Source organism: Pseudomonas sp. PDM19, from assembly GCF_014852215.1.
Lineage (GTDB): Bacteria > Pseudomonadota > Gammaproteobacteria > Pseudomonadales > Pseudomonadaceae > Pseudomonas.
The window spans coordinates 255,123-275,963 of record NZ_JACVBG010000005.1; the positions used below are offsets into that span (position 1 = coordinate 255,123).

Annotated in this window: 22 protein-coding genes; 15 read left to right on the forward strand and 7 right to left on the reverse strand. The window is 67.0% G+C overall.

Translation table 11 applies throughout. From position 1 onward, the window contains the following. Nucleotides 1–16 precede the first annotated feature (16 nt). The gene (gene cysQ / locus IB273_RS27560) at nt 17–835 is read right to left on the reverse strand and encodes a 3'(2'),5'-bisphosphate nucleotidase CysQ (RefSeq protein WP_192225499.1); all 819 of its coding nucleotides are present in this window, start codon (nt 833–835) and stop codon (nt 17–19) included. Continuing rightward, on the reverse strand, nt 835–1,401 hold the full coding sequence (gene nudE, locus IB273_RS27565; RefSeq protein WP_081519556.1) for an ADP compounds hydrolase NudE: 567 nt from the start codon (nt 1,399–1,401) through the stop codon (nt 835–837). Before nudE ends, cysQ begins: the two co-directional genes overlap by 1 nt. Before the next feature lie 126 nt (nt 1,402–1,527). Between nudE and yrfG the strand changes: the two genes are divergently transcribed. Beyond that, entirely contained in the window at nt 1,528–2,190 is a 663-nt protein-coding gene (gene yrfG, locus IB273_RS27570) for a GMP/IMP nucleotidase (RefSeq protein ID WP_081519555.1), read from the forward strand. A gap of 52 nt (nt 2,191–2,242) precedes the next feature. Here yrfG and lysM read toward each other — a convergent pair whose 3' ends face one another. Continuing rightward, the gene (lysM, locus tag IB273_RS27575) at nt 2,243–2,689 is read right to left on the reverse strand and encodes a peptidoglycan-binding protein LysM (protein ID WP_081519554.1); all 447 of its coding nucleotides are present in this window, start codon (nt 2,687–2,689) and stop codon (nt 2,243–2,245) included. 149 nt (nt 2,690–2,838) lie between these two features. On the opposite strand from lysM, the gene IB273_RS27580 reads away from it, so the two are divergent. The 5 genes from IB273_RS27580 to IB273_RS27600 all read left to right on the forward strand — a co-directional run bounded on the left by IB273_RS27580 (nt 2,839) and on the right by IB273_RS27600 (nt 8,479). Next, nucleotides 2,839–3,738 (forward strand): LysR family transcriptional regulator, encoded by a 900-nt coding sequence (locus tag IB273_RS27580; protein WP_081519553.1) that lies wholly within the window; start codon nt 2,839–2,841, stop codon nt 3,736–3,738. A 93-nt stretch (nt 3,739–3,831) separates the two neighbouring features. Then, nucleotides 3,832–4,668: a formate dehydrogenase accessory sulfurtransferase FdhD gene (gene fdhD, locus IB273_RS27585; protein ID WP_151189034.1), complete on the forward strand. Its 837-nt coding sequence runs from the start codon at nt 3,832–3,834 to the stop codon at nt 4,666–4,668. A 29-nt stretch (nt 4,669–4,697) separates the two neighbouring features. Beyond that, nucleotides 4,698–7,019 (forward strand): FdhF/YdeP family oxidoreductase, encoded by a 2,322-nt coding sequence (locus IB273_RS27590; RefSeq protein WP_192225500.1) that lies wholly within the window; start codon nt 4,698–4,700, stop codon nt 7,017–7,019. A gap of 397 nt (nt 7,020–7,416) precedes the next feature. After that, nucleotides 7,417–7,920 carry a hypothetical protein gene (locus IB273_RS27595; RefSeq protein ID WP_081519550.1) on the forward strand — a complete coding sequence of 168 codons (504 nt, stop codon included), beginning with the start codon at nt 7,417–7,419 and terminating at the stop codon, nt 7,918–7,920. A 121-nt stretch (nt 7,921–8,041) separates the two neighbouring features. Next, nucleotides 8,042–8,479, forward strand: a complete 438-nt coding sequence (locus tag IB273_RS27600) for a glycine zipper domain-containing protein (RefSeq protein ID WP_081519549.1) — start codon at nt 8,042–8,044, stop codon at nt 8,477–8,479. A gap of 59 nt (nt 8,480–8,538) precedes the next feature. Here the strand turns inward: IB273_RS27600 and IB273_RS27605 are convergent, their stop codons facing one another. Continuing rightward, nucleotides 8,539–9,078, reverse strand: coding sequence for a DUF2087 domain-containing protein (locus IB273_RS27605; RefSeq protein WP_192225501.1), 540 nt, complete (start codon nt 9,076–9,078; stop codon nt 8,539–8,541). Nucleotides 9,079–9,352: 274 nt separating this feature from the next. Here IB273_RS27605 and IB273_RS27610 point away from each other — a divergent pair, with 274 nt between their 5' ends. Further along, complete coding sequence (locus IB273_RS27610) at nt 9,353–9,718, forward strand: hypothetical protein (protein ID WP_192225502.1); 366 nt, start codon at nt 9,353–9,355, stop codon at nt 9,716–9,718. Between the two features lie 18 nt (nt 9,719–9,736). Here IB273_RS27610 and IB273_RS27615 read toward each other — a convergent pair whose 3' ends face one another. The 3 genes from IB273_RS27615 to IB273_RS27625 all read right to left on the reverse strand — a co-directional run bounded on the left by IB273_RS27615 (nt 9,737) and on the right by IB273_RS27625 (nt 12,380). Further along, a complete protein-coding gene (locus IB273_RS27615) occupies nt 9,737–10,171 on the reverse strand; it encodes an acyl-CoA thioesterase (protein WP_045213088.1) in 435 nt (144 codons plus the stop codon). Between the two features lie 7 nt (nt 10,172–10,178). Further along, a complete protein-coding gene (locus IB273_RS27620) occupies nt 10,179–11,336 on the reverse strand; it encodes an iron-containing alcohol dehydrogenase (RefSeq protein WP_151189029.1) in 1,158 nt (385 codons plus the stop codon). Nucleotides 11,337–11,585: 249 nt separating this feature from the next. Continuing rightward, a complete protein-coding gene (locus IB273_RS27625; RefSeq protein ID WP_192225503.1) occupies nt 11,586–12,380 on the reverse strand; it encodes a thymidylate synthase in 795 nt (264 codons plus the stop codon). Nucleotides 12,381–12,590: 210 nt separating this feature from the next. Between IB273_RS27625 and IB273_RS27630 the strand changes: the two genes are divergently transcribed. The 8 genes from IB273_RS27630 to IB273_RS27665 all read left to right on the forward strand — a co-directional run bounded on the left by IB273_RS27630 (nt 12,591) and on the right by IB273_RS27665 (nt 20,709). Further along, nucleotides 12,591–13,097, forward strand: a complete 507-nt coding sequence (locus tag IB273_RS27630; protein ID WP_081519544.1) for a sugar dehydrogenase complex small subunit — start codon at nt 12,591–12,593, stop codon at nt 13,095–13,097. A gap of 2 nt (nt 13,098–13,099) precedes the next feature. Then, nucleotides 13,100–14,689, forward strand: a complete 1,590-nt coding sequence (locus tag IB273_RS27635) for a GMC family oxidoreductase (protein WP_151189768.1) — start codon at nt 13,100–13,102, stop codon at nt 14,687–14,689. Beyond that, entirely contained in the window at nt 14,686–15,966 is a 1,281-nt protein-coding gene (locus IB273_RS27640) for a cytochrome c (protein ID WP_192225504.1), read from the forward strand. The genes IB273_RS27635 and IB273_RS27640 overlap by 4 nt, the downstream gene beginning before the upstream one ends. Nucleotides 15,967–16,078: 112 nt before the next feature. Further along, entirely contained in the window at nt 16,079–18,496 is a 2,418-nt protein-coding gene (locus IB273_RS27645; protein ID WP_192225505.1) for a tetratricopeptide repeat protein, read from the forward strand. Between the two features lie 121 nt (nt 18,497–18,617). Continuing rightward, on the forward strand, nt 18,618–18,935 hold the full coding sequence (locus IB273_RS27650) for a DUF2388 domain-containing protein (RefSeq protein ID WP_192225506.1): 318 nt from the start codon (nt 18,618–18,620) through the stop codon (nt 18,933–18,935). A 111-nt stretch (nt 18,936–19,046) separates the two neighbouring features. After that, nucleotides 19,047–19,373: a DUF2388 domain-containing protein gene (locus IB273_RS27655; protein WP_151189024.1), complete on the forward strand. Its 327-nt coding sequence runs from the start codon at nt 19,047–19,049 to the stop codon at nt 19,371–19,373. Between the two features lie 95 nt (nt 19,374–19,468). Further along, the gene (locus IB273_RS27660; protein WP_081519540.1) at nt 19,469–19,690 is read left to right on the forward strand and encodes a hypothetical protein; all 222 of its coding nucleotides are present in this window, start codon (nt 19,469–19,471) and stop codon (nt 19,688–19,690) included. Between the two features lie 542 nt (nt 19,691–20,232). Further along, nucleotides 20,233–20,709: a Bro-N domain-containing protein gene (locus IB273_RS27665; RefSeq protein WP_192225507.1), complete on the forward strand. Its 477-nt coding sequence runs from the start codon at nt 20,233–20,235 to the stop codon at nt 20,707–20,709. The last annotated feature ends 132 nt before the right edge of the window (nt 20,710–20,841 follow it).

Sequence of the window (20,841 nt, forward strand, 5' to 3'; positions counted from 1 at the left end):
CCGGATGAAACGCAGGTCAGTCCAGCGCGCGCGCCAGCTGGATCAAGTCTGCGCGCCACGGTGCCGCCTTGGGCAGAGCCAGGAAGGACTCGTTGAGCAGACTCTCCCGCGCTTCATAGGTGAAGGGCTCGCCGCGCACGTCCAGCACTTCTCCGCCAGCGCCTTCCAGCACGCCCTGGGCCGCGGCGGTATCCCACTGGCTGGTCGGCGCCAGGCGCGGGTAGCAGTCCGCCGAGCCTTCGGCGAGCAGGCAGAACTTCAGCGAGCTGCCGATGCTGGCCAGGTTCAGGTTGCCGAAGCGCTGCGCCAGGCCGGCCAGCAGCTTTTCCTGCTGCGGGCTGGAGTGGCGCTTGCTGGCCACCACGGTGAAGACGTCGTCCGGCTCGGTGCGCACTTCGATGGCTTCGGGCTCGTCGCCGCGGTCCTCGCACCAGGCGCCCAGGCCAGCACCGCCGTAGTAGCAGCGGCCGCTGGCCGGTATGCCGACAACGCCGAAGACCACCCGGCCGTGCTCGATCAGCGCGACGTTGACGGTGAATTCGTCACTGCCGGAGATGAACTCCTTGGTGCCGTCCAGAGGGTCCACCAGCCACCAGCGATTCCACTGGGCGCGCTGCTCGAAGGGGATGTTGCAATCTTCCTCGGACAGCACCGGCACATCCGGCGCCAGCGCGCGCAGGCCGTCGGCCAGTACGCGGTGGGCAGCCAGGTCGGCGGCGGTCACTGGCGACTCGTCGGCCTTGCTCTGGACATCCAGGTCGCCCTGCCAGAACGGCAGGATCACATCGCCAGCCTTGTGCACCAGGTCGATCACGGCAGGCAGAAAAGCATTCATCACGGCTGGAATTCCCCTCGTTGGGTCAGCAGGTCACGTACCAGGTAGAGCGCGGCCAGCGCCCGTCCTTCACTGAACTGGGCATTCTGGGCGAGGCTGGAAAGCTCGCGCAGGCTGATCTTGTCCACGCCCATCGGCTCGGGCTCGTCGCCGGGCAGCGTTTCCTCGTAGAGGTCGCGGGCCAGCACCACCTGGATGCGCTGACTCATGTAGCCGGGGGACAGCGACAGTTCGGTGATGTATTCGAGCTGGCGGGCGCCATAGCCGGCCTCCTCCTTCAGCTCGCGGTTGGCGGCGTCGAGGATGTCCTCGCCCGGCTCCACCAGGCCCTTGGGCAGCGACAGCTGGTACTCGTCGACCCCGGCGCAGTATTCCTCGACCAGCACGGCGTGTTCGGCATCGAGCATGGCGATCACCATCACTGCACCGTAGCCCTGTCCCTTGCCCACCAGGCGCTCGTAGGTACGCTCGACGCCATTGGAGAAGCGCAGCTGCAGCTCCTCGACGGCGAACAGCCGGCTTCTGGCAACGATCTCTCGGGCGAGGACCGTGGGTTTCTGACGCATGGGGCGACTCCTGGGGGTGGCCGGGTCGGCTATGATAACCCGCCTTTTCCGATTCTCCGTGTCAGATATCGCGCCGATTCCGTCCACCGGCGGCGCAATTGCGACACCCTTTTGCGAAAGCCCAGCATGCCACGCCTGCCCTGGAACCAGATCGACACCGTCCTGCTCGACATGGACGGCACCCTGCTCGATCTGCATTTCGATAATCACTTCTGGCTCGAACACCTGCCGCAACGCTACGCCGAGCACCACGGCATCAGCCGTGCCGAGGCCGACGCCGAGCTGCTGCCGCTGTTCCGCGACAACGCAGGCCTGCTCAACTGGTACTGCCTGGACTTCTGGAGCCGCGAGCTCAAGCTGTCGATCCTCGACCTCAAGCACGAGGTCGCCGACCTCATTGCCCTGCGCCCGGACGCTGACCTATTCCTCGCCGAACTGCGTCGCCACGGCAAGCGCGCGGTGCTGATCACCAATGCCCACCGCGATTCGCTGTCGCTGAAGCTGCAGCGGGTGGAGCTGTCGCCCTGGTTCGACCGGCTGATCAGCTCCCACGACTACGGCTTCCCCAAGGAAGACCAGCAGTTCTGGCAGGCGCTGCAGGCGGACGTCGGTTTCGATCCGGCGCGCAGCCTGTTCATCGACGACAGCCTGCCGATCCTGCGCGCGGCGCGAACCTTCGGCGTCGCCCAGTTGCTGGCGGTGCGCCAGCCGGACAGCCGCCAGGGGCCGAAGGACACCGAGGAATTCGCCGCCCAGGAAGACTACCGGACGCTGCTCGAAGGGTTGTGAATCGCCGGGCTGCAGAAACAGCGAGCCCGGCGCTGGGCCGGGCTCTCTGGCTTTACTCCGGAATCCGCAGCACCTGGCCGGGATAGATCTTGTCCGGATGGCTGAGCATCGGCTTGTTCGCCTCGAATATCTTCATATAGGCGTTGGCGTTGCCGTACTCGGCCTTGGCGATGGCGCTCAGGGTATCGCCCTTCTTCACGGTGACGAAGCGCGCCTCGGCAGCAGGAGCCGCAGAAGCGGCGACGGTGATGTGGTCTTCCACACCGGAAACCCCCGCGACGTTGCCCAGGGTGAGGAGGATCTTTTCCTTCTCTTCCTGGCTGGCCACTTCACCGGTGGCGATTACCTTGTCGCCCTCGACGCTGACCTGGATGTTCGGGTTGCCCAGGCCAACCTTGGCAATGTGGTCCTTGAGCGATTCGGCGGCTTGCGCCTCCTGGCCCACAATGCTTTCCCACAGCTTCTCGCCGGCTTCCTTCACGAACGCAAAAATGCCCATTTCCAACCTCCCTACGGTTACAGTGACAGGCGGCCGGCATTGGGCAGACCGCGCGCCCCTGGAGTCTAGACGGCGACTTCCGCAGCGCCTGACGGAAAAGTCCTAATCCATCCCCGACCCGACAGAACGCCCCCGGAGCCTTCCCGCCGATGGACATCAAGCAGCTGAAATTCCTCTGCGCCCTGGACGAGACCCGGCACTTCGGCCAGGCGGCGGCGCGCTGCCATGTCACCCAGCCGACCCTGTCCATGCGCGTGCGCAGCCTGGAGGAAGAGCTGGGCCTGGAACTGGTGCGCCGTGGGCAGCGTTTCGAGGGTTTCACCGAGGCCGGCGAACGCGTACTGGCCTGGGCCCGCAGCCTGCTGGCGGCCCACGACGGGCTCTACGCCGAAGCGGCCGCGTGCCGGGGCCAACTGGTCGGCACCCTGCGCCTGGGCCTGGTGCCATTGGCGGGGTTCGACCCCATGCGGCTGATCGAGCTGTTCGCCCAGCGCCACCCGGAACTGCGCTTCCAACTGTTCGCCCTGAGCTCGGAAAATATCCTCGAAGGCCTCGGCCGCAACCAGCTGGACCTCGGCCTGTCGTACCTGGATCGCCTCGACCGCGAACACTTCGAAAGCCTCGAACTGGCCGCCACGCGCATGGGTTTGCTGCACGACCGCCGGCACTTCCAGATCGACAGCCCGACCCTGAGCTGGGATGCCCTGGCGGAGCTGCCGCTGGGCCTGCTTTCGGCCGGCATGCACTTCCGCCAGTCCATTGACCACGGCTTCCGCAGCCGCGGCCTGACCCCCCAGGCACGCCTGGAGACCGACGCCGTGCACCAATTGGTGCAGGCCGTGGAGCGCGGGCTGTGTTGCGCGATCATGCCGTTGGGCAGCGGGCTGGATACCCAGGGCGAGCACTTCGTCCTCACCCCGATAGAGGACGCGCGCACGCTGTCGCCGCTGGGCCTGATCCTGCGCCGCAGCGAGCCGCGCTCGGCGCTGGCCGAAGCCTGCTTCCGCGAAGCCGCGGCTCTGCTGGGCGGTTCCGAAAGCGACCGATAAACGCCATCTATCACTACATCGACAGCAGCCATTAGACGCTGCCCCGGCATAGGCATAGGCTGGTCGCATTACTAGAACCACAGGGCTCAGCCCATGCCTTGCCTGATCACCCGCCCGGCCAGCGCCGCGGTCCGGGATGCCGTCGTGCCTGCCGACGGCTACAGCTATGCCGAACTCACCCCGGAGGGCGACACCGGTCGCGCCGTGCTGGCCGGGGAAGTCGCCCTGGCGATTGCCTACAACGGGCTCAGCCAGGCCGTCATGATGGTCTCGCCGAACGACCTGGAAGACTTCGCCTACGGTTTCAGCCTCGGCGCCGGCCTCATCGACTCCATCGACGACATCTATGACGTGCGCCTGACGCCCCATGGCGACGCCATCGCGGCCGAGCTGCAAGTCAGCAACCGTGCCTTCTGGGCCCTCAAGGACCAGCGCCGGCAACTGGCCGGCAATACCGGCTGCGGCCTGTGCGGCGTCGAGGCGCTGGACCAGGCGCTGCCCGGCCTGCCGGTGCTGCCCTCGGCACCGCTGCCACCCGCCGCGCACTTCGAACACCTGCGTGAGCGGGTCAACGCCGTCCAGGAGATCGGCCGCCGCAGCGGCGCCCTGCACGCCGCACTGTTCGTCGATGCCGCCGGCGAGATTCGCCTGTGCCGCGAGGACATCGGCCGCCACAACGCCCTCGACAAGCTGATCGGCGCGCTCAAGCGCCAGCGCCTGGACCTGGCCGGCGGTTTCGCCGTGGTCACCAGCCGCTGCAGCCTGGAACTTATCCACAAGGCCGTGCGAGCCGGGTTGTCGACCCTGGTCAGCCTCTCCGCACCGACCGCACTAACCGTGCAGTGGGCCCGCGAGCACAACCTGAACCTGATCCACCTGCCGCACCGCAGCGCGCCGCGCATCTACAGCCCGGCTCCGCCAGCCGCCTGAACGCCCGCATTCGAAGATAAAGAGACCCCATGAGCCTGCAGCAAGAGAATCCCCGCTACCAACCCTACAAGGGCGCAGCCGCCGGCTGGGGCGCGCTCATCAGCGTCACGCGCTTCTGGCTGGACAGCAAGCAGCCGTTCAAGAACCTGCGTGCACTGCTCAAGACCAACCAGAACGGCGGCTTCGACTGCCCCGGTTGCGCCTGGGGCGACTCGCCGGAAGACGGCCGGGTGAAATTCTGCGAGAACGGCGCCAAGGCGGTGAACTGGGAAGCCACCAAACGCCGCGTCGACCCGGCCTTCTTCGCCCGCCACAGCGTCAGCTCGCTGCGCGAGCAGAGCGACTACTGGCTCGAGTACCAGGGCCGCCTGACCGACCCGATGCGCTACGACCCGGCCACCGACCGCTACCAGCCGATCACCTGGGACGATGCCTTCGCCCTGATCGCCAGGCACCTGAATGCGCTGGAAAGCCCTGACCAGGCCGAGTTCTACACCTCTGGCCGGGCGAGCAACGAGGCCGCGTACCTTTATCAGCTGTTCGTCCGCGCTTTCGGCACCAACAACTTCCCCGACTGCTCGAACATGTGCCACGAGGCCAGCGGCGTCGCCCTGGGCCAGAGCGTCGGTGTCGGCAAGGGCAGCGTGACCTTCGACGACTTCGAGCATGCCGACGCGATCTTCGTCTTCGGCCAGAACCCCGGCACCAACCACCCGCGCATGCTCGAACCGCTGCGCGAGGCGGTAAAACGCGGCGCCCAGGTCGTCGCCTTCAACCCGCTGAAGGAGCGCGGCCTGGAACGCTTCCAGCATCCGCAACACGCGCTGGAAATGCTCACCAACGGCTCCGAGCCGCTGAACACCGCGTTCTTCCGCCCGGCCCTGGGCGGCGACATGGCCGCCGTGCGCGGCATGGCCAAGTTCCTCCTGCAATGGGAACGCGAAGCCCAGGCCAAGGGCGAGCCGGCGGTGTTCGACCATGAATTCATCGCCGAGCACACCCAGGGCGTCGACGCCTACCTAGCCGCCGTGGACGACACCAGCTGGGATCACATCGTCCAGCAGTCGGGCCTGAGCCTCGAGGAGATCGAGCAGGCCGCGATCATGTACCGCCGCGCCGAACGCGTGATCGTCTGCTGGGCCATGGGCATCACCCAGCACCACCACTCGGTGCCGACCATCCAGGAACTGGTCAGCCTGCAACTGCTGCGCGGCAACGTCGGCCGCCCCGGCGCCGGCCTGTGCCCGGTGCGCGGCCACAGCAACGTGCAGGGCGACCGCACCATGGGCATCAACGACCGCCCGCCGGCCGCGTTGCTCGACGCCATCGAGCGCCGCTTCCAGTTCAAGGTGCCGCGCGAGAACGGCCACAACACCGTCGAGGCGATCAACGCCATGCTCGATGGACAGTCGAAGGTGTTCATCGGCCTGGGCGGCAACTTCGCCCAGGCGACCCCGGACAGCCCGCGCACCCACAGCGCCCTGCAGAGCTGCGCGCTGACCGTGCAGATCAGCACCAAGCTCAACCGCAGCCACCTCACCGTGGGCGGCGACGCGCTGATCCTGCCGTGCCTGGGCCGCACCGACATCGACCGTCAGGCCGACGGCCCGCAGGCGGTGACCGTGGAAGATTCCTTCAGCATGATCCACGCGTCCTTTGGCCAGCTGGAGCCGTCGTCGAAGCAGATGCGTTCCGAGCCCGCCATCATCGCCGGCATCGCCAAGGCCACCCTGGGCAACCACCCGGTGGACTGGGACGCGATGATCGCCAACTACGACCGCATCCGCGACCTGATCGCCGATACCATTCCCGGCTTCAGCGACTTCAATCGCCGCGTGGCCAATCCCGGCGGCTTCCACCTGGGCAACTCGGCCGGTTCGCGGCGCTGGAACACCGCCAGCGGCAAGGCCAACTTCCACCACCATCCGCTGCCGGCCGACCTGGTCCACGCGAAGATCCGCGAGACCGGCCAGGAGCCGCACCTGATCCTGCAGACGCTGCGTTCCCACGACCAGTACAACACCACCATCTATGGCCTGGACGACCGCTACCGCGGCGTGCGCGGTCATCGCGAGGTGGTGTTCGCCAACGAGGCCGACATCCGCCGCCTGGGCTTCGAGCCCGGCGAGAAGGTAGACATGGTGTCGCTCTGGTCCGATGGCGTGGATCGCCGCGTCAGCGGTTTCACCCTCCTGGCCTACGACATCCCCGCCGGCCAGGCCGCGGCCTATTACCCGGAAACCAATCCGCTGGTGCCGCTGGACAGCCACGGCGTGGGCAGCCACACGCCGACCTCGAAGTTCGTCGCCATCCGCTTCGAGAAGGCGCGGCCGAGCCTGCGGATCGTTTGACGACCTGACGCTTCGATACTCCTTGCAGGAGCGCCCCATGGGCGCGATCGCGGGCATGGCCCGCTCCTACAAGGGGACTTCGTGCGCGCAGCAGAAGGCCATCCTGCGAAAAATCCGCTGGATTTGCGTCACATCAGAAAGGGATGAAAGGTAAACTCGGAAGGGCCAGGGCATTTCCCGTGAAAAGCCATCATTTCAATGGCAATTTGTGAGAAAAACACCTCACAAATGGAACCCTGGAATAACACTCAGACCGCCCGAAATCGAAAAAGTTCTGACCATAAATCAAATACTTGCAATATTTGATGAAAGTCGTGTTACTCGTCGGAACCCCCTTGTCAGAGCCTTCGCACGACCCGAGGATCGCTTCCAACATCCCCACAGAGAGATCCTCTCTATGAAGTACTCCTCGATGCTCCTGTTGTCTCTTGCGCTGGTCGGTGGCACCGCCTACGCGGACGGCGACACCCGTGCCGGCGTCGGTGGCGCCCTGGGCGGGGTATTGGGTTCGGTCATCGGCCAGTCGGTCGGTGGCAGCACCGGCGCCGCCATTGGTAGTGGTCTGGGCGGTGCGGCCGGTGGCGCGGTCGGTGCCCGCCACGGCAACAAGACAGAAGCCGCTATCGGTGGCGGCCTGGGCGCTGCCGGCGGCCAGGTGATCGGCAACAAGATGGGTGGTACCACCGGCGGCCTGATCGGCGCGGCCCTGGGTGGCGGCGCCGGCGGCGCACTGGGCAACCACTACGCCGACAACAACCGCGACGACGATGATGACGATTACCGTCACGGCTACCGTCGTGCCCGTTACGACGACCATCGCCACTATGATCGCCGCTGGCACGACAACGGTCGCCATCGTGGCTGGTACAAGCACAAGCACCACCGTCGCGACTGGGATTGACCCGCGGTAGCTCTAACCGCGATCAGTCCACGGAAACGACGACTGACAGCCGGGCCTGATTGCCCGGCTGTTTTGTGTGCGGGACAATTCTCCCGATAATTCCTACTTTCAGGTTCGCAACATGCGTAAGACTCTTTCTGTTCTGGCACTGGCTCTGCTGGCCAGCCACGCCGTGGCCGATGACACCAAGACCGCCATTGGCGGCGGTATCGGTGGCGCCCTCGGCAACGTGGTCGGCGGCGCCCTGGGCGGCTCCACCGGTGCGGCCATCGGTGCTGGCGTAGGCGGTGCGGCTGGCGGCGCGATGGGCGCGAAGAACGGCAACAAGACCGAGGCGGCCATCGGCGGCGGCCTGGGCGCAGCCGGCGGCTCGGTCATCGGCAACAAGGTCGGTGGCTCCACCGGCGGCGCCATCGGCGCGGGCCTGGGTGGTGCAGCCGGCGGCGCACTGGGCAACCACCTGGCCGACGATAACGACGATGACCACCACAGTGGCAGCAAGAGCCATCACAAGGGCAAAGGCCACTACAAGCACAAACACAAGCATCACGACGACTGACGGATGCCATTGTGAAAAAGCCCGCCTATTGGCGGGCTTTTTCGTTCAGGCCTTCAGCTTCAGGCGCAGGCTGGCAAACAGGACAACAGCGCGCCCAGCTCGGCCGGCGGACGTCGCTCGACGCGCCGGTACTCACCACCATCCGGGGTACGCGTGAGCCAACCGCCGTCCACCAGCGCCCTTCGCAGCAGGAGGTGGTCGCCCAGACATTCCTGGGCGCGCAGCCGTTCGTTGAGCTCCTTCTCGCTCCAGCGCTGCCGTGCCGGCAGTCGCGACCACAGCACCCAGAGGCAGGCCTCGCGGTGGCTGTGCTTCTTCGGCCAGCGCTGCAGGCAGCCGGCGTCATCGAAGTAGCGCCGCCATTGCTCGACGCGGCGAAAATCCACCACGGCTTCAGGCTCGGCTTCGCGGGCCAGTCGCGTCTGCGCCTGATGACTGGCGCGCAACGCCTGGTAGTTGCGGAAGCCCACCGCGCGGGCGAGCAGGTTGAGCAGTTCGACATGACCGGGGCGCTCGGGCGATTCGTCGAGCTGGCGCGCCAGCGATTTCGCCAGCGCGGAGATGTCGGGGGCGTGATAGGGCAAGCGTTGCCTGGACACAGTGCAATCCTCGTTGCGTGCCAAGACCTCGCGCGGGAGGTTATCGGGGGTCGCCATTCCGATGCGGCACTGGGGAAAGTGTGTCGGATCGTCAAACATGCGGGGAACCGCGCGGCAGGTTTAGCGCTCTCCATACGGAGGCGGCGACGCCTGGGTGAACTGCCGACCGGCCGCCAGCATAGGCCGGACGCGCCGCCCGGGACAAGCCCCGTGTCATCCCGCGAGCCTGGTATAGGCTTGCCGGGGAGGGATCACTGCCGACAAGGAGTTACTCGTGAAAGCTCTTGCTGCCGCCGGACTGCTGCTGACGCTCTGCGCCGCGCAGCCCGCGTACGCCGGGGACTGGCAGGTCTGCCAGCTGGAAGTGGAAATCACCGGAGCGCTCAAGCTGCCCGTGCGCGGGCTGGAAGGCCGGGTCGCTTCGGCCAAGCCGCGCTCGGCGGGCACCCAGTGCCCGAGCCCGGGCGAGGTCATCGCCTTCGAACCGGAAAGCGCCGACTGGCAGAGCCGCATCCCGCGCCAGCACTGGCCTGCGGCCGGGCAACGGGTGTGGATGCGCTACCAGTACCTGGACGGCATCTGCAAGGGCGACGGCAACAGCCGGCCCTGCCGCATCGAGCATTATCCGATGGGCTGGTGAGACGTCCGCCCCTAGAGGTCAGCCTCGAACCAGCACTTCCATCGCCTCGCGCAGCGGCGCCGGAATCGACACCGGCCGGTTGCTCGCCCGATCCACGAACACATGCACGAACTTGCCCGCCGCGCAGGCCAGTTCATCGCCCTCGCGGAAGATCGCCAGTTCGTACTGCACCGAGCTGTTGCCCAGCTTGCCGACCCGCAGGCCGACCTCGATGCGCTCGGGGAAGGCCACCGGCGCGAAGTAGTCGCAGCTCGAACTGACCACGAAGCCCACCACGTCGCCGTCGTGGATATCCAGGCCGCCGCGCTCGATCAGGTAGGTATTCACCGCCGTGTCGAAGAAGCCGTAGTAGGTCACGTTGTTCACGTGGCCGTAGATGTCGTTGTCGTGCCAGCGCGTGGTGATCGGCTGGAAGTGCGCGTAGTCGGCGCGGCTGGGGTGCTGTTCGCTCATCGGGTTCTCAGAAGGCGGCTCGGTAGATGGCCAGCGCGTCGCTCTCGCTGACTTCGCGGGGATTATTCACCAGCAGGCGCTGCTGCAACATCGCATCGGCGGCCAGGCGCGGCAGGCTGTCCTCCGGCACGCCGGCATCGCGCAGGCGCGACGGCAGGCCGCTGCGCGGGCTGAGGTCGGCCAGCTCGGCAATGAACTGCTCGGTGCGGTCGGCATCGCTGCGCAGGCGCTCGCCCAGCAGCAGCGGCGCCAGCTCGGCATAGAGCGGGCCGGCGTTGGGCGCATTGAAGCGGATCACCTCGGGCAGGACCAGCGCATTGCTCAGGCCGTGCGGAATATGGAAGTGCCCGCCCAGCGGGTAGGCCAGCGCGTGCACGGCGGCTACCGGGGCGTTGGCGAAGGCCTGCCCGGCCAGGCACGCGCCCAGCAGCATGGCCTGGCGCGCCTCGCGGTTGCGGCCGTTGTGCACCGCTTCGTCGAGGTTCAGCGCCAGCAGGCGCAGGGCCTCGCGGGCCAGCAGGTCGGACAGCGGGTTCTTCTTCAGCTTGCTGGTGTACGCCTCGATGGCGTGAACCATGGCGTCGATGCCGGTGGCGGCGGTGACCGCTGACGGCAGGCCGAGGGTGAGGTCGGCGTCGAGCACGGCCAGGTCCGGCAGCAGGTAGGGGCTGACGACGCCCATCTTGGTGGTCTCGCCGGTGGTGACGATGGCGATCGGCGTCACTTCCGAGCCGGTGCCGGCGGTGGTCGGCACCTGGATCAGCGGCAGGCGCGGGCCACGGGCGTTGCCGACGCCGAAGACATCCTTAAGGCCTTGTGTCGCCAGCGGGTGCGCCAGCAACGCCACCAGCTTGGCAACGTCCATCGAGCTGCCGCCGCCGAAGCCGACCACCAGCTGCGCGGCCATCCGGCGCGCCTGGTCAGAGGCTTCCAGCACGATGCTTTCCGGTGGGTCGGCCAGCACCTGGTCGAAGACTTCCACTGCCACGCCGGCTGCGGCGAAGCCTGGCAGCACGCCGTCGAGCATGTTCAGGCGGGTGATGCCGGGGTCGGTGACGATGAGCACGCGCTGGGCGCCGCGCTCGCGGCAGAGTTCACCCAGGCGGGCGGCGGAGCCACTTTCGCAGAGGATCTGCGCGGTGGTGGCGAAGCTGAAAGGCTGCATGACGGTCCCCGGTCTTGTCGTTGTAGTGCGGAAAATCCGTAGGCCACCGTTCGGCGGCCAGCCGGGGGAGCATAGCAATGGGACGCAGCCTCATGAAACCTTGTACCGCCAGGCGAAACAGTTATTCACCGAGTGAATGGTTTTGCCATGGATCACCGGGCCCTGCAGGAGCGAGCATCCCACTGACTCTTGGCGGGGCAGAAACAAAAAGGCCGGCATTGCGCCGGCCTTTTCTTCATCGAGGACAGGTCAGACAGCGACCGGTGCCTTGATGTGCGGGTGAGCTTCGTAGCCGACCAGCTCGAAGTCCTCGAAGCGGAAGTCGAACAGGTCCTTCACCTCGGGGTTGATCTTCATGGTGGGCAACGGCAGCGGCTGGCGGGTCAGCTGCAGGTCGGTCTGCTCCAGGTGGTTGGCGTACAGGTGGCAGTCGCCGCCGGTCCAGATGAATTCGCCGGGCTGCAGCCCGGCGACCTGCGCGACCATCAGGGTCAGCAGCGCGTAGCTGGCAATGTTGAAGGGCACGCCGAGGAAGATGTCGGCCGAACGCTGGTACAGCTGGCAGCTGAGCTTGCCGTCGGCCACATAGAACTGGAACAGCGCGTGGCACGGCGGCAGGGCCATTTCGTCGATCAGCGCGGGGTTCCACGCGGAGACGATCAGGCGGCGCGAATCCGGGTTGTTCTTCAGCATCTGCATCAGGTTGGCGATCTGGTCAATGTGGCGACCGTCCGGCGCCGGCCAGGAGCGCCACTGGTAGCCGTAGACCGGGCCCAGGTCGCCGTTCTCGTCGGCCCACTCGTCCCAGATCGAAACGCCGTTTTCCTTCAGGTAGGCGATGTTGGTCGAACCTTTGAGGAACCACAGCAGCTCATGGATGATCGATTTGAGGTGGCACTTCTTGGTGGTCACCAGCGGGAAGCCTTCGGCGAGGTCGAAACGCATCTGGTGGCCGAACACGCTGTAGGTGCCGGTGCCGGTGCGGTCGCTCTTGAAGGTGCCGTGTTCGCGCACGTGGCGCATGAGGTCGAGGTACTGTTTCATCGCTGCGGTTTCACCCAAAAGCCGGTCGGTGAGGCTCTGCGGCGCGGCTCCGGGGTGGGCCGCCGGCAGGAGCAATCGCCCGGCAGAATCTGAACAAGCGGCAATACTAAGGGCCTGGGCAAGGTATCGCCACCCTGGCCGACCAATACCCGATTCAAGCGGCGACAGACCGCGCTCCCCAACCGTTCGCCTGTTGCAAGAGAGGTCGTCATGTCCGAGGCACAGCTGCCCGCCTTCCCCCTTTCTCGTCGCCGCCTGCTGGCGGTGGCCTGCGCCAGCGCCGCCCTCGGCGGTGTGCTGCTCAGCCCCGCCGCGCGCACCTGGGCCGCGCTGACGCCTCAGGCCGAGAAGGAGCTGGAAAGCTTCATGACCCTGTCCCAGCGCCTCACCGGGCGCAGCAACCTCGACCCGCGCATCGGCCAGCGCCTGTTCCAGGCCCTGGCGCAGCGCGACACCGCGCTCAAGCAGAGCCTGGCCGAGCTGCTCGAGCGCCTGGGCGACGCCCCGGACAGCTGGAACGAGCGCCAGCAGTGGCTGGCCCGGCAGATCCTCGGCGGCTGGTACCTGGGGCAGGTCGGCGATGACACCAGCGCCACGGTCGTCACCTACGAGCAGGCGCTGATGTTCCGCGCGGTGGACGACGTGCTGGTGATCCGCAGCTACTGCCCGAACAAGCCGGGCTTCTGGGCGGCGCAGCCTACCGAGCGGGGGGCATGAGCATGGCCGAGACGCAACGCGCGGATTTCGTGGTGGTCGGCTCCGGAGTGGCCGGCGCCCTGGTCGCCCATCAGCTGGCGCTGGCCGGCAAGGACGTACTGATCCTGGAAGCCGGCCCGCGCATGGGCCGCTGGGAGATCGTCGAGCGCTTCCGCAACCAGGCGGACAAATCCGACAACCAGGCGCCCTACCCGTCCAGCGCGCACGCGCCGCATCCGCAGTTCAAGCCGGACAACCACTACCTCATCCAGAAGGGCGAACACCCCTACGACGTGCAGTACATCCGCGCCGTGGGCGGCACCACCTGGCACTGGGCGGCGTCCGCCTGGCGCTTCCTGCCCAACGACTTCAAGCTGCTCAGCCTCTACGGCGTGGGCCGCGACTGGCCCATCGAGTACGCCGAGCTGGAGCCCTGGTACCAACGCGCCGAGGAGGAGCTGGGCGTCTGGGGCCCCGGCGATGAAGAGCTCGACTCGCCCCGCAGCCAACCCTACCCGATGCCGCCGCTGCCATTGTCGTGGAACGAGCAGCGCATCAAGACCCTGCTCAACGCCAACGGCTACCGTGTGGTCACCGAGCCGGTGGCGCGCAACAGCCGCCCCTACGATGGCCGGCCGACCTGCTGCGGCAACAACAACTGCATGCCGATCTGCCCCATCGGCGCCATGTACAACGGCATCGTCCACGTCGAGAAGGCCGAGGCCGCTGGCGCGCGGCTGATCGACAACGCCGTGGTGTTCAAGCTGGAGAAAGGCGACGGCGGCCAGATAGTCGCAGCGCTGTACAAGGACCCGCAGGGCAACGAAATGCGGGTCGAAGCCGACACCTTCATCCTCGCCGCCAACGGCATCGAAACACCCAAGCTGATGCTGATGTCCGCGGTTGGCAACAGTTCGGATATGGTCGGCCGCAACCTCATGGACCACCCCGGCACCGCCGTGCAGTTCTACGCCGACGAGAAGCTCTGGCCTGGCCGTGGGCCGCAGGAGATGACCTCCATGGTGGGCTTCCGCGACGGCGCCTTCCGCAGCGAGTACGCGTCGAAGAAGATCCACCTGTCCAACCTCTCGCGCACCGACCAGGTGGCCGCCGAACTGATCCGCCACGGGCCGCTGCTGCTGGGCCATGACCTGGAGGCGAAGATCCGCGACCGCGCCGCGCGTTTCGTGCGCTTCGACAGCTTCCACGAAATCCTCCCACATCCGCAGAACCGCATCGTGCCCAGCGCCACCGAGCGCGACGCGGCGGGCATCCCAAAGCCCGAGTTCACCTATGCGATGGACGACTACGTGCGCAAGAGCGCGGTGCACACCCGCGAGGTGTACGCCCACGCGGCCAAGCTGCTGGGCGGCGAGGAGGTCAGGTACGACGACAGCTTCGCCAACAACAACCACATCACCGGCACCGTGCTGATGGGCGCGGACCCGAAGGACTCGGTAGTGGATGCCCAGTGCCGCAGCCACGACCACCCCAACCTGTTCATCGCCAGCAGCGGCGTGATGCCCACCGTCGGCTCGGTGAACTGCACCCTGACCATCGCCGCCCTGGCCCTGCGCCTGGCCGAACACCTGAAGCGGGAGGCCAAGGCATGAAACCTCTCCTGCTGCTCGCCCTGCTGGCCGCACCGCTGGCCACCCATGCCGCCAAGGCCCTCGACCCGGCGCCGGCGGAGTTGCTGCAACGTGGCGAATACCTCGCCCGCGCCGGCGACTGCGCGGCCTGCCACACCGCGCCGGGCGGCAAGCCCTTCGCCGGCGGCCTGCCGCTGGCCACGCCACTGGGTGCGGTGTACTCCACCAACATCACCCCCGACCCGAAGACCGGCATCGGCAGCTACAGCTACGACGACTTCGCCCGTGCCGTGCGCGAAGGCGTGGCCAAGGGCGGCACGCGGCTCTATCCGGCGATGCCCTACACCGCCTATTCGAAGATCACCGACGAGGACATGAAGGCGCTCTACGCCTGGTTCCTCGAAGGCGGCGTACAGGCGGTCGCGCAGCCCAACCAGGATTCCGACATCACCTGGCCGCTGGACATGCGTTGGCCGCTGGCGATCTGGAACCTGCTGTTCCACGACGATGCGGTCTACCAGAACAACCCGAAGCAGAGCCCGGCCTGGAACCGTGGCGCCTATCTGGTCCAGGGCCTGGCCCACTGCGGCACCTGCCACACGCCGCGCGGCTTGGCGTTCCAGGAGAAGGCCACGGACGAGCGCGGCACCGGCTTCCTCGCCGGCGCCGCACTGGGCGGCTGGTATGCCTTCAACATCACCCCCGACACCCACAGCGGCATCGGCGGCTGGAGCGACGCGGAGATCGTGCAGTACCTCAAGACCGGTCGCGTACCGGGCAAGGCGCAGGCCGCCGGCCCCATGGCTGAGGCGGTGGAGCACAGCTTCCAGTACATGACCGACGCCGACCTGCAGGCCATCGCCAGCTACCTGCGCAGCGTCCCGGAGGTCAGCGATGGCGAACGCAAGGCGCGCTTCGCCTGGGGCCAACCGGCGGACGATCTGGTCACCCTGCGCGGCCAGGAATTCGCTGCGCAAAAGCACGATGACGGCGCGCGCCTCTACCTGGGCAACTGCGCCAGCTGCCATTCCTGGAGCGGCGAGGGGGTGAAGGACGGCTACTACCCGATGCTGCTGAAAAACAGCGCGGTGGGTGCCCTGCAGCCGGACAACCTGGTGCAGGTGGTGCTCGGCGGCGTGCATCGCAAGGTGGGCAACGACGACGTGTTCATGCCCGGCTTTGCCGGCACGCTGAACGACGAGCAGATCGCCACCCTGGTGAACTACCTGACCGCGCAGTTCGGCAATCCCGACGTGAAGGTCGATAGCGCAAGGGTCGCCGAGATTCGTCAGCCCTGACCCCCGACGTAGTGGCGGGCCGCCAGCCACCAGAAATGAGGCCCGCCCGCGTTGACAGCTCCCACCGGCTCGCGGAAGCTCCTGTACCCACGGAGTTGCCGCGGAACAACGGATGTCCATGCGCCACAAGACCAAGAAGCCTCGCACCGTCTCTGCCCCCGCTCCCGCCGCCGCGCAGCCCGAAGGATTGCGTCGCGCCTGGCTCGCCGTCGTCGTCGGGGCACTGCTCCTGGCTACCATCGGGGCGTGGATCTGGGCCGAACAGGACAACGGCGTCCAACTGCCCAGCGGCCACCCAGCGATTCCGGCCAGCACGGCGAAGCCCGCTGCGCCGACACCGGCGGTACAAACCGCGACGCTGGTGGATGAAGCCACCTGCAGCGGCTGCCACCAGTCGCAGATCAAGGACTGGCAGGGCTCCCATCACCAGCAGGCGATGAAACCGGCCACCGAAGGCAACGTCCTGGGCGACTTCGCCAATGTCACCTTCAAGGGCGAGACCGAGACCAGCCGCTTCTTCCGCAAGGACGGCGAGTACTGGGTCAACACCCCCGGCGCCGACGGCAAGCCGGCGGATTTCAAGGTCGCCTACACCTTCGGATTCGAACCGCTGCAGCAGTATCTGCTGGCGTATCCGGGTGGCCGCCTGCAGGCCCTCGGCGTCGCCTGGGATAGCCGCAAGCACCAGTGGTTCCAGCTGATGCCAGGCCAGCGCATCGACTTCAAGGACGAGCTGCACTGGACCCGCCCCGCGCAGAACGCCAACTTCATGTGCGTCGAGTGCCACACCACCGGTTTCAAGCGCAATTACGATGCGAAGACCGACAGCTTCGCCAGCCACTGGAACAGCCTTGGCGTCGGCTGCCAGGCCTGCCACGGCCCGGCGTCCAAGCACCTGGAATGGGCACAGAAGCCCGACGGCAACGCCGCCAGGGGCTTCGATGTGCCGCTGCAGAACGCCAGCCAGAGCACCATCGTCGAGACCTGCGCACGCTGCCACGCCCGCCGCGCGCCACTGGGCGACGGCTACCAGAACAACCACCGTTTCATGGACGACTACCTGCCCAGCACCCTGACCCGCGAGCTCTACGAGATCGACGGCAAGATCAAGGACGAGGTCTTCGAGTGGGGCTCCTTCACCCAGAGCAAGATGTTCGCCAAAGGCGTGCAGTGCACCGACTGCCACAACCCCCACAGCGGCGAGCTGAAAGCGCCGGGCAACGGCGTCTGCCTGCAGTGCCACAACACCGCCGGCAAGGCAGTGCGTCCGCAGATCGACGGCAAGGGCCTGCAGGCGAAGAACTACGACTCCCCCGAGCACACCCACCACCAGCCCGGCACCCCTGGCGCGCAGTGCACGTCCTGCCACATGCCGGGGCGCTACTACATGGTCAACGACTACCGCCACGACCATGGCTTCACCTTGCCCAACCCAGCGCATGCGCGGCACATCGGCGCACCGGATGCCTGCCTGGCCTGCCACAAGGACACCCCGGCGAAGAAGATCAGCGACCAGTTCCGCCAGTGGTACGCCAGCGAACTGCCGGCCAAGGCCAACGCCTCCAGCAATCCCGTCCCGCGCTATGACGACACCCTGTGGAAAGCCCGAAATGGCATGCCCGGTGCCTCCCGCGCCCTGCATCTGCTGCTGGCCGACGCCAGCCTGCCGGCGATCCGTCGCGCCACGCTGATCGCCGAGCTGCCCAGCTATCCCAGCCAGCGTTCGCTGGAACTGGCCGCGCTGGCCCTGAAGGATGCCGACCCGCAGGTACGTACCGCCGCCATCAACGTGCTCCTGCCGCTCGCCAACGGCCCGCAGCAGGCCATGGTGCTGCCGACCCTGCTGGCGCCGCTGCTGTCCGATCCGATCCGCGCCGTCCGCATCGCCGCCGCCTGGCAACTGGCGCAGCTGCCACCACAGGCCCGCTCCGGTCTCGACGCCGCGCTGGACAAAGGCCTGGGCGAATACGAGGCGGTGCAGAACGACCTGAGCGAACGCGCCGAGGCGAACCTCAACCTCGCCATGCTCTACCAGCGCACCAACCGGCCGGAAAAGGTGGAGCCCGCCCTGCGCGCCGCCATTGCCCGCAACCCGGCATTCCTGCCGGCCACGGTCACCCTGATCCAGTGGCTGGAGGCCAACGGGCGCCAGGCGGACGCTCGCCAGCTGCTCGACGAAGCCCTGCGCCAGAACCCGGCATCCGGGCTGCTGCACCACGTCAACGGCCTCGCCCTGATCCGCCAGGGGCAACGCCCGCAGGCCCTGAAAGAGCTGCGCGAAGCAGTACGCCTGGCCCCGGACGACGACCAGCTCCGCTATGTCCTGGCCATTGCCCTGCATGACAGCGGGGATGCCGACGGCGCCAGCCACGAGCTGGAGATCCTGCTGCAGAAACACCCGGCCAACCGCGCGGCACGCCTGGTGCTGCTCGACTACCTGCGTGAGTCCGGGCAGTTCCAGAAGGTGCAGCAACTTACGGCAGAGCTGGAGCAGCAGAACCCGGACGACCCCTCGCTCAAGCGCGAGTGATCGTCCGGCGACAGATAGCGCTGAAGACAGGCAGCTCCGACGACAGACATTTCCGACGATAGGATGGAACCGCGGAATATTCCGATGCTCTGAGTGGCGCGCAATCACTCAAGGAACCATCATGCGTCGCCGTTCTGTCCCTGCTGTCGTAGCCCTCACCCTGCTCCCCCTCACCTGTGCCATGGCCGAAGATCGCGACTTCTGGCGCTCGGTCCTGACCTCCGGCGCCACCACCGCCTCGAGCTACCTGACCAGCCGTGACGACCACAAGCTGATCGGCCCGGCCCAGGACGACGCCGCCAGCTTCATCGCCACCGATGGCGCTATCCGTGGCCCCTACCTGGAAGCCACGCTGCAGCAGATGCGCAGCGCCGACCCTGCCCTGGCGCAAGCCAGCGATGCCGAGCTGGCCTCGGCAATCCTCGCCGCCCAGCGCTGATCGAAACGGCCTGCGCGAGCGACCGCTCGCGCAGGCCGTCACCGGAAAGTTGGAACTCCCGCCAGTCGCCGCGCCTCTCACCAGTACACGGACCTTGCGGAGGTGTACCCGATGCGTACCGCGAAACTGGCCACGGCCTTTGCCCTGATCGCCCTGCCCGTTGCCTCGGCCATGGCCGACGGCGACTTCTGGCGCGACGTCATCTCGTCCGGCGCCACCACGGCGTCGACCTACCTGACCTTCAAGCACGACAAGCTGATCGTCGCCGCCCAGGACGATGCGAGCGCCTTCGTCGCCAGTGACGGCGCCATCCGCGGCCCCTACCTGGAAGCCGCCCTCACCCGCCTGCGCAGCGACGACGCCGCGCTGCAGGACCACAGCGATATGGAACTGGCCAACGCCATCCTCGTCCGCCGCGATGACGCACCCGCCCAGTGACACCCACCGGCGTGGCCCATGGCGCTCGCCGCGGGCCACGCCAAGTGGTGCGGGCTGTGTTCTACTGACACTCCGCCTACGACACGGAGTGTCCCATGAACGATCCCATCCAGCCGTTGAAGATCACCCTGATCCTGCTGATCGTCAGTGAAGGTTTCTGGCTGCTCAGCCGCCTGCTCAGCGTGGTCGGCCTCGAGATCTACTCGCTGCTGCCCTCGGCCGTCTACAACCTGATCGGCATGCTCAGCAACGTACTGATGATCCTGCTGTTCGTGTTCCTGATCCGCCTGATCGGCCGCTTGCAGCTCAAGCCCTGAGTCCCGCCGCAGGCACCAGCGCCCCTCTCGAAAACGCGCCTGCCGCGAGCGCCACGTTGCGCCGTCGAACGGCACGCAGCGGATTCAACCTGTAGGAGCGGGCCACGCCCGCGATCGCGCACATGGCGCGCTCCTACAGGGAAGCTCGGCGCAAGGGTTTTCGCGCGGAAATACCCGACAGCCTCGCAGTTCCTGAAAGCCACGCCACCGATGCGGTAATGCCGCTGCGGGATGCTTGGGAAGCCCCCTACACTGCCGCGGCGTTGCGGTCCTACGAGCCCACTGCTTAGCGTTTCGCCCTGCCACAGCGTCATCGTGGCCAGGCGTAGAAACCTGACTTCTAGTTACTGTCGCAATAGCAGGGGCAATCCGGCACCACTTCGGTGCCGGGTTCGCTTTGCTGTCTATGGCGGGCCGTGCGAGGCGGACTTCGGTCCGGCCGGTCTTTGGTAACTAGAGCCGGTTTTCTACCCTTGCACGGTCCGCCTCCCTCCTTCGGCAGTTTCGGGCGGCGGCTTCTTGATTCAGCAAGGAGCTCCAGCATGAACCTTTCGATTTCCCCGGCCGATGACGGCCTGATCCCGACTTCCTTCATCCGCTATAACCGCCAGCTACGTGCCCTGCTGATCGAGCAGCAGGCGTGGTTCGTCGCGCGGGACCTCGGCAAGCTGCTCAGCTACAAGATCACCGGGCCCTTCCTCAAGCGCCTGGACGGCGACCAGCACCGCCATGAGCGCCTCGCTGGCTACTCCCAGCCGGAACTGCTGATCAGTGAAAGCGGCCTCTATGCCCTGCTGCTGGTCTACTGCTACCACCCGGAGAACCGCAGCCTGCGCCAGTGGCTGACCAACGAAGTGGTGCCCACCCTGCGTGACCAGTTCAACCACGACGCCCGCCTGCCGCGCCGCCGGATGCAGCAGTTGCTCGGCGAGGCGCTGCCGGTGATGGACTGGCAGGGCAACCTCTGGCTGCGTTGGCGCGACGCCATTGGCCTGATGGAAAGCCACCTGCGTACCTGACCCGCTTTGTAGGATGGGTGGAGCGTAGCGATACCCATGCTGTCGGCGCACGGAAGCTGATGGGTATCGCTGCGCTCCACACCATCCTACGTCGTGCCCTCGGCAGGCTCTGGTAGGGCGCATAACGCGCCA

Excerpts from the sequence above, each read along its gene's own strand:
- cysQ (WP_192225499.1), bottom strand. The coding sequence starts at position 835 with ATGAATGCTTTTCTGCCTGCCGTGATCGACCTGGTGCACAAGGCTGGC.
- nudE (WP_081519556.1), bottom strand. The coding sequence starts at position 1,401 with ATGCGTCAGAAACCCACGGTCCTCGCCCGAGAGATCGTTGCCAGAAGC.
- yrfG (WP_081519555.1), top strand. The coding sequence starts at position 1,528 with ATGCCACGCCTGCCCTGGAACCAGATCGACACCGTCCTGCTCGACATG.
- lysM (WP_081519554.1), bottom strand. The coding sequence starts at position 2,689 with ATGGGCATTTTTGCGTTCGTGAAGGAAGCCGGCGAGAAGCTGTGGGAA.
- IB273_RS27580 (WP_081519553.1), top strand. The coding sequence starts at position 2,839 with ATGGACATCAAGCAGCTGAAATTCCTCTGCGCCCTGGACGAGACCCGG.
- fdhD (WP_151189034.1), top strand. The coding sequence starts at position 3,832 with ATGCCTTGCCTGATCACCCGCCCGGCCAGCGCCGCGGTCCGGGATGCC.
- IB273_RS27590 (WP_192225500.1), top strand. The coding sequence starts at position 4,698 with ATGAGCCTGCAGCAAGAGAATCCCCGCTACCAACCCTACAAGGGCGCA.
- IB273_RS27595 (WP_081519550.1), top strand. The coding sequence starts at position 7,417 with ATGAAGTACTCCTCGATGCTCCTGTTGTCTCTTGCGCTGGTCGGTGGC.
- IB273_RS27600 (WP_081519549.1), top strand. The coding sequence starts at position 8,042 with ATGCGTAAGACTCTTTCTGTTCTGGCACTGGCTCTGCTGGCCAGCCAC.
- IB273_RS27615 (WP_045213088.1), bottom strand. The coding sequence starts at position 10,171 with ATGAGCGAACAGCACCCCAGCCGCGCCGACTACGCGCACTTCCAGCCG.
- IB273_RS27620 (WP_151189029.1), bottom strand. The coding sequence starts at position 11,336 with ATGCAGCCTTTCAGCTTCGCCACCACCGCGCAGATCCTCTGCGAAAGT.
- IB273_RS27625 (WP_192225503.1), bottom strand. The coding sequence starts at position 12,380 with ATGAAACAGTACCTCGACCTCATGCGCCACGTGCGCGAACACGGCACC.
- IB273_RS27630 (WP_081519544.1), top strand. The coding sequence starts at position 12,591 with ATGTCCGAGGCACAGCTGCCCGCCTTCCCCCTTTCTCGTCGCCGCCTG.
- IB273_RS27635 (WP_151189768.1), top strand. The coding sequence starts at position 13,100 with ATGGCCGAGACGCAACGCGCGGATTTCGTGGTGGTCGGCTCCGGAGTG.
- IB273_RS27640 (WP_192225504.1), top strand. The coding sequence starts at position 14,686 with ATGAAACCTCTCCTGCTGCTCGCCCTGCTGGCCGCACCGCTGGCCACC.
- IB273_RS27645 (WP_192225505.1), top strand. The coding sequence starts at position 16,079 with ATGTCCATGCGCCACAAGACCAAGAAGCCTCGCACCGTCTCTGCCCCC.
- IB273_RS27650 (WP_192225506.1), top strand. The coding sequence starts at position 18,618 with ATGCGTCGCCGTTCTGTCCCTGCTGTCGTAGCCCTCACCCTGCTCCCC.
- IB273_RS27655 (WP_151189024.1), top strand. The coding sequence starts at position 19,047 with ATGCGTACCGCGAAACTGGCCACGGCCTTTGCCCTGATCGCCCTGCCC.
- IB273_RS27660 (WP_081519540.1), top strand. The coding sequence starts at position 19,469 with ATGAACGATCCCATCCAGCCGTTGAAGATCACCCTGATCCTGCTGATC.
- IB273_RS27665 (WP_192225507.1), top strand. The coding sequence starts at position 20,233 with ATGAACCTTTCGATTTCCCCGGCCGATGACGGCCTGATCCCGACTTCC.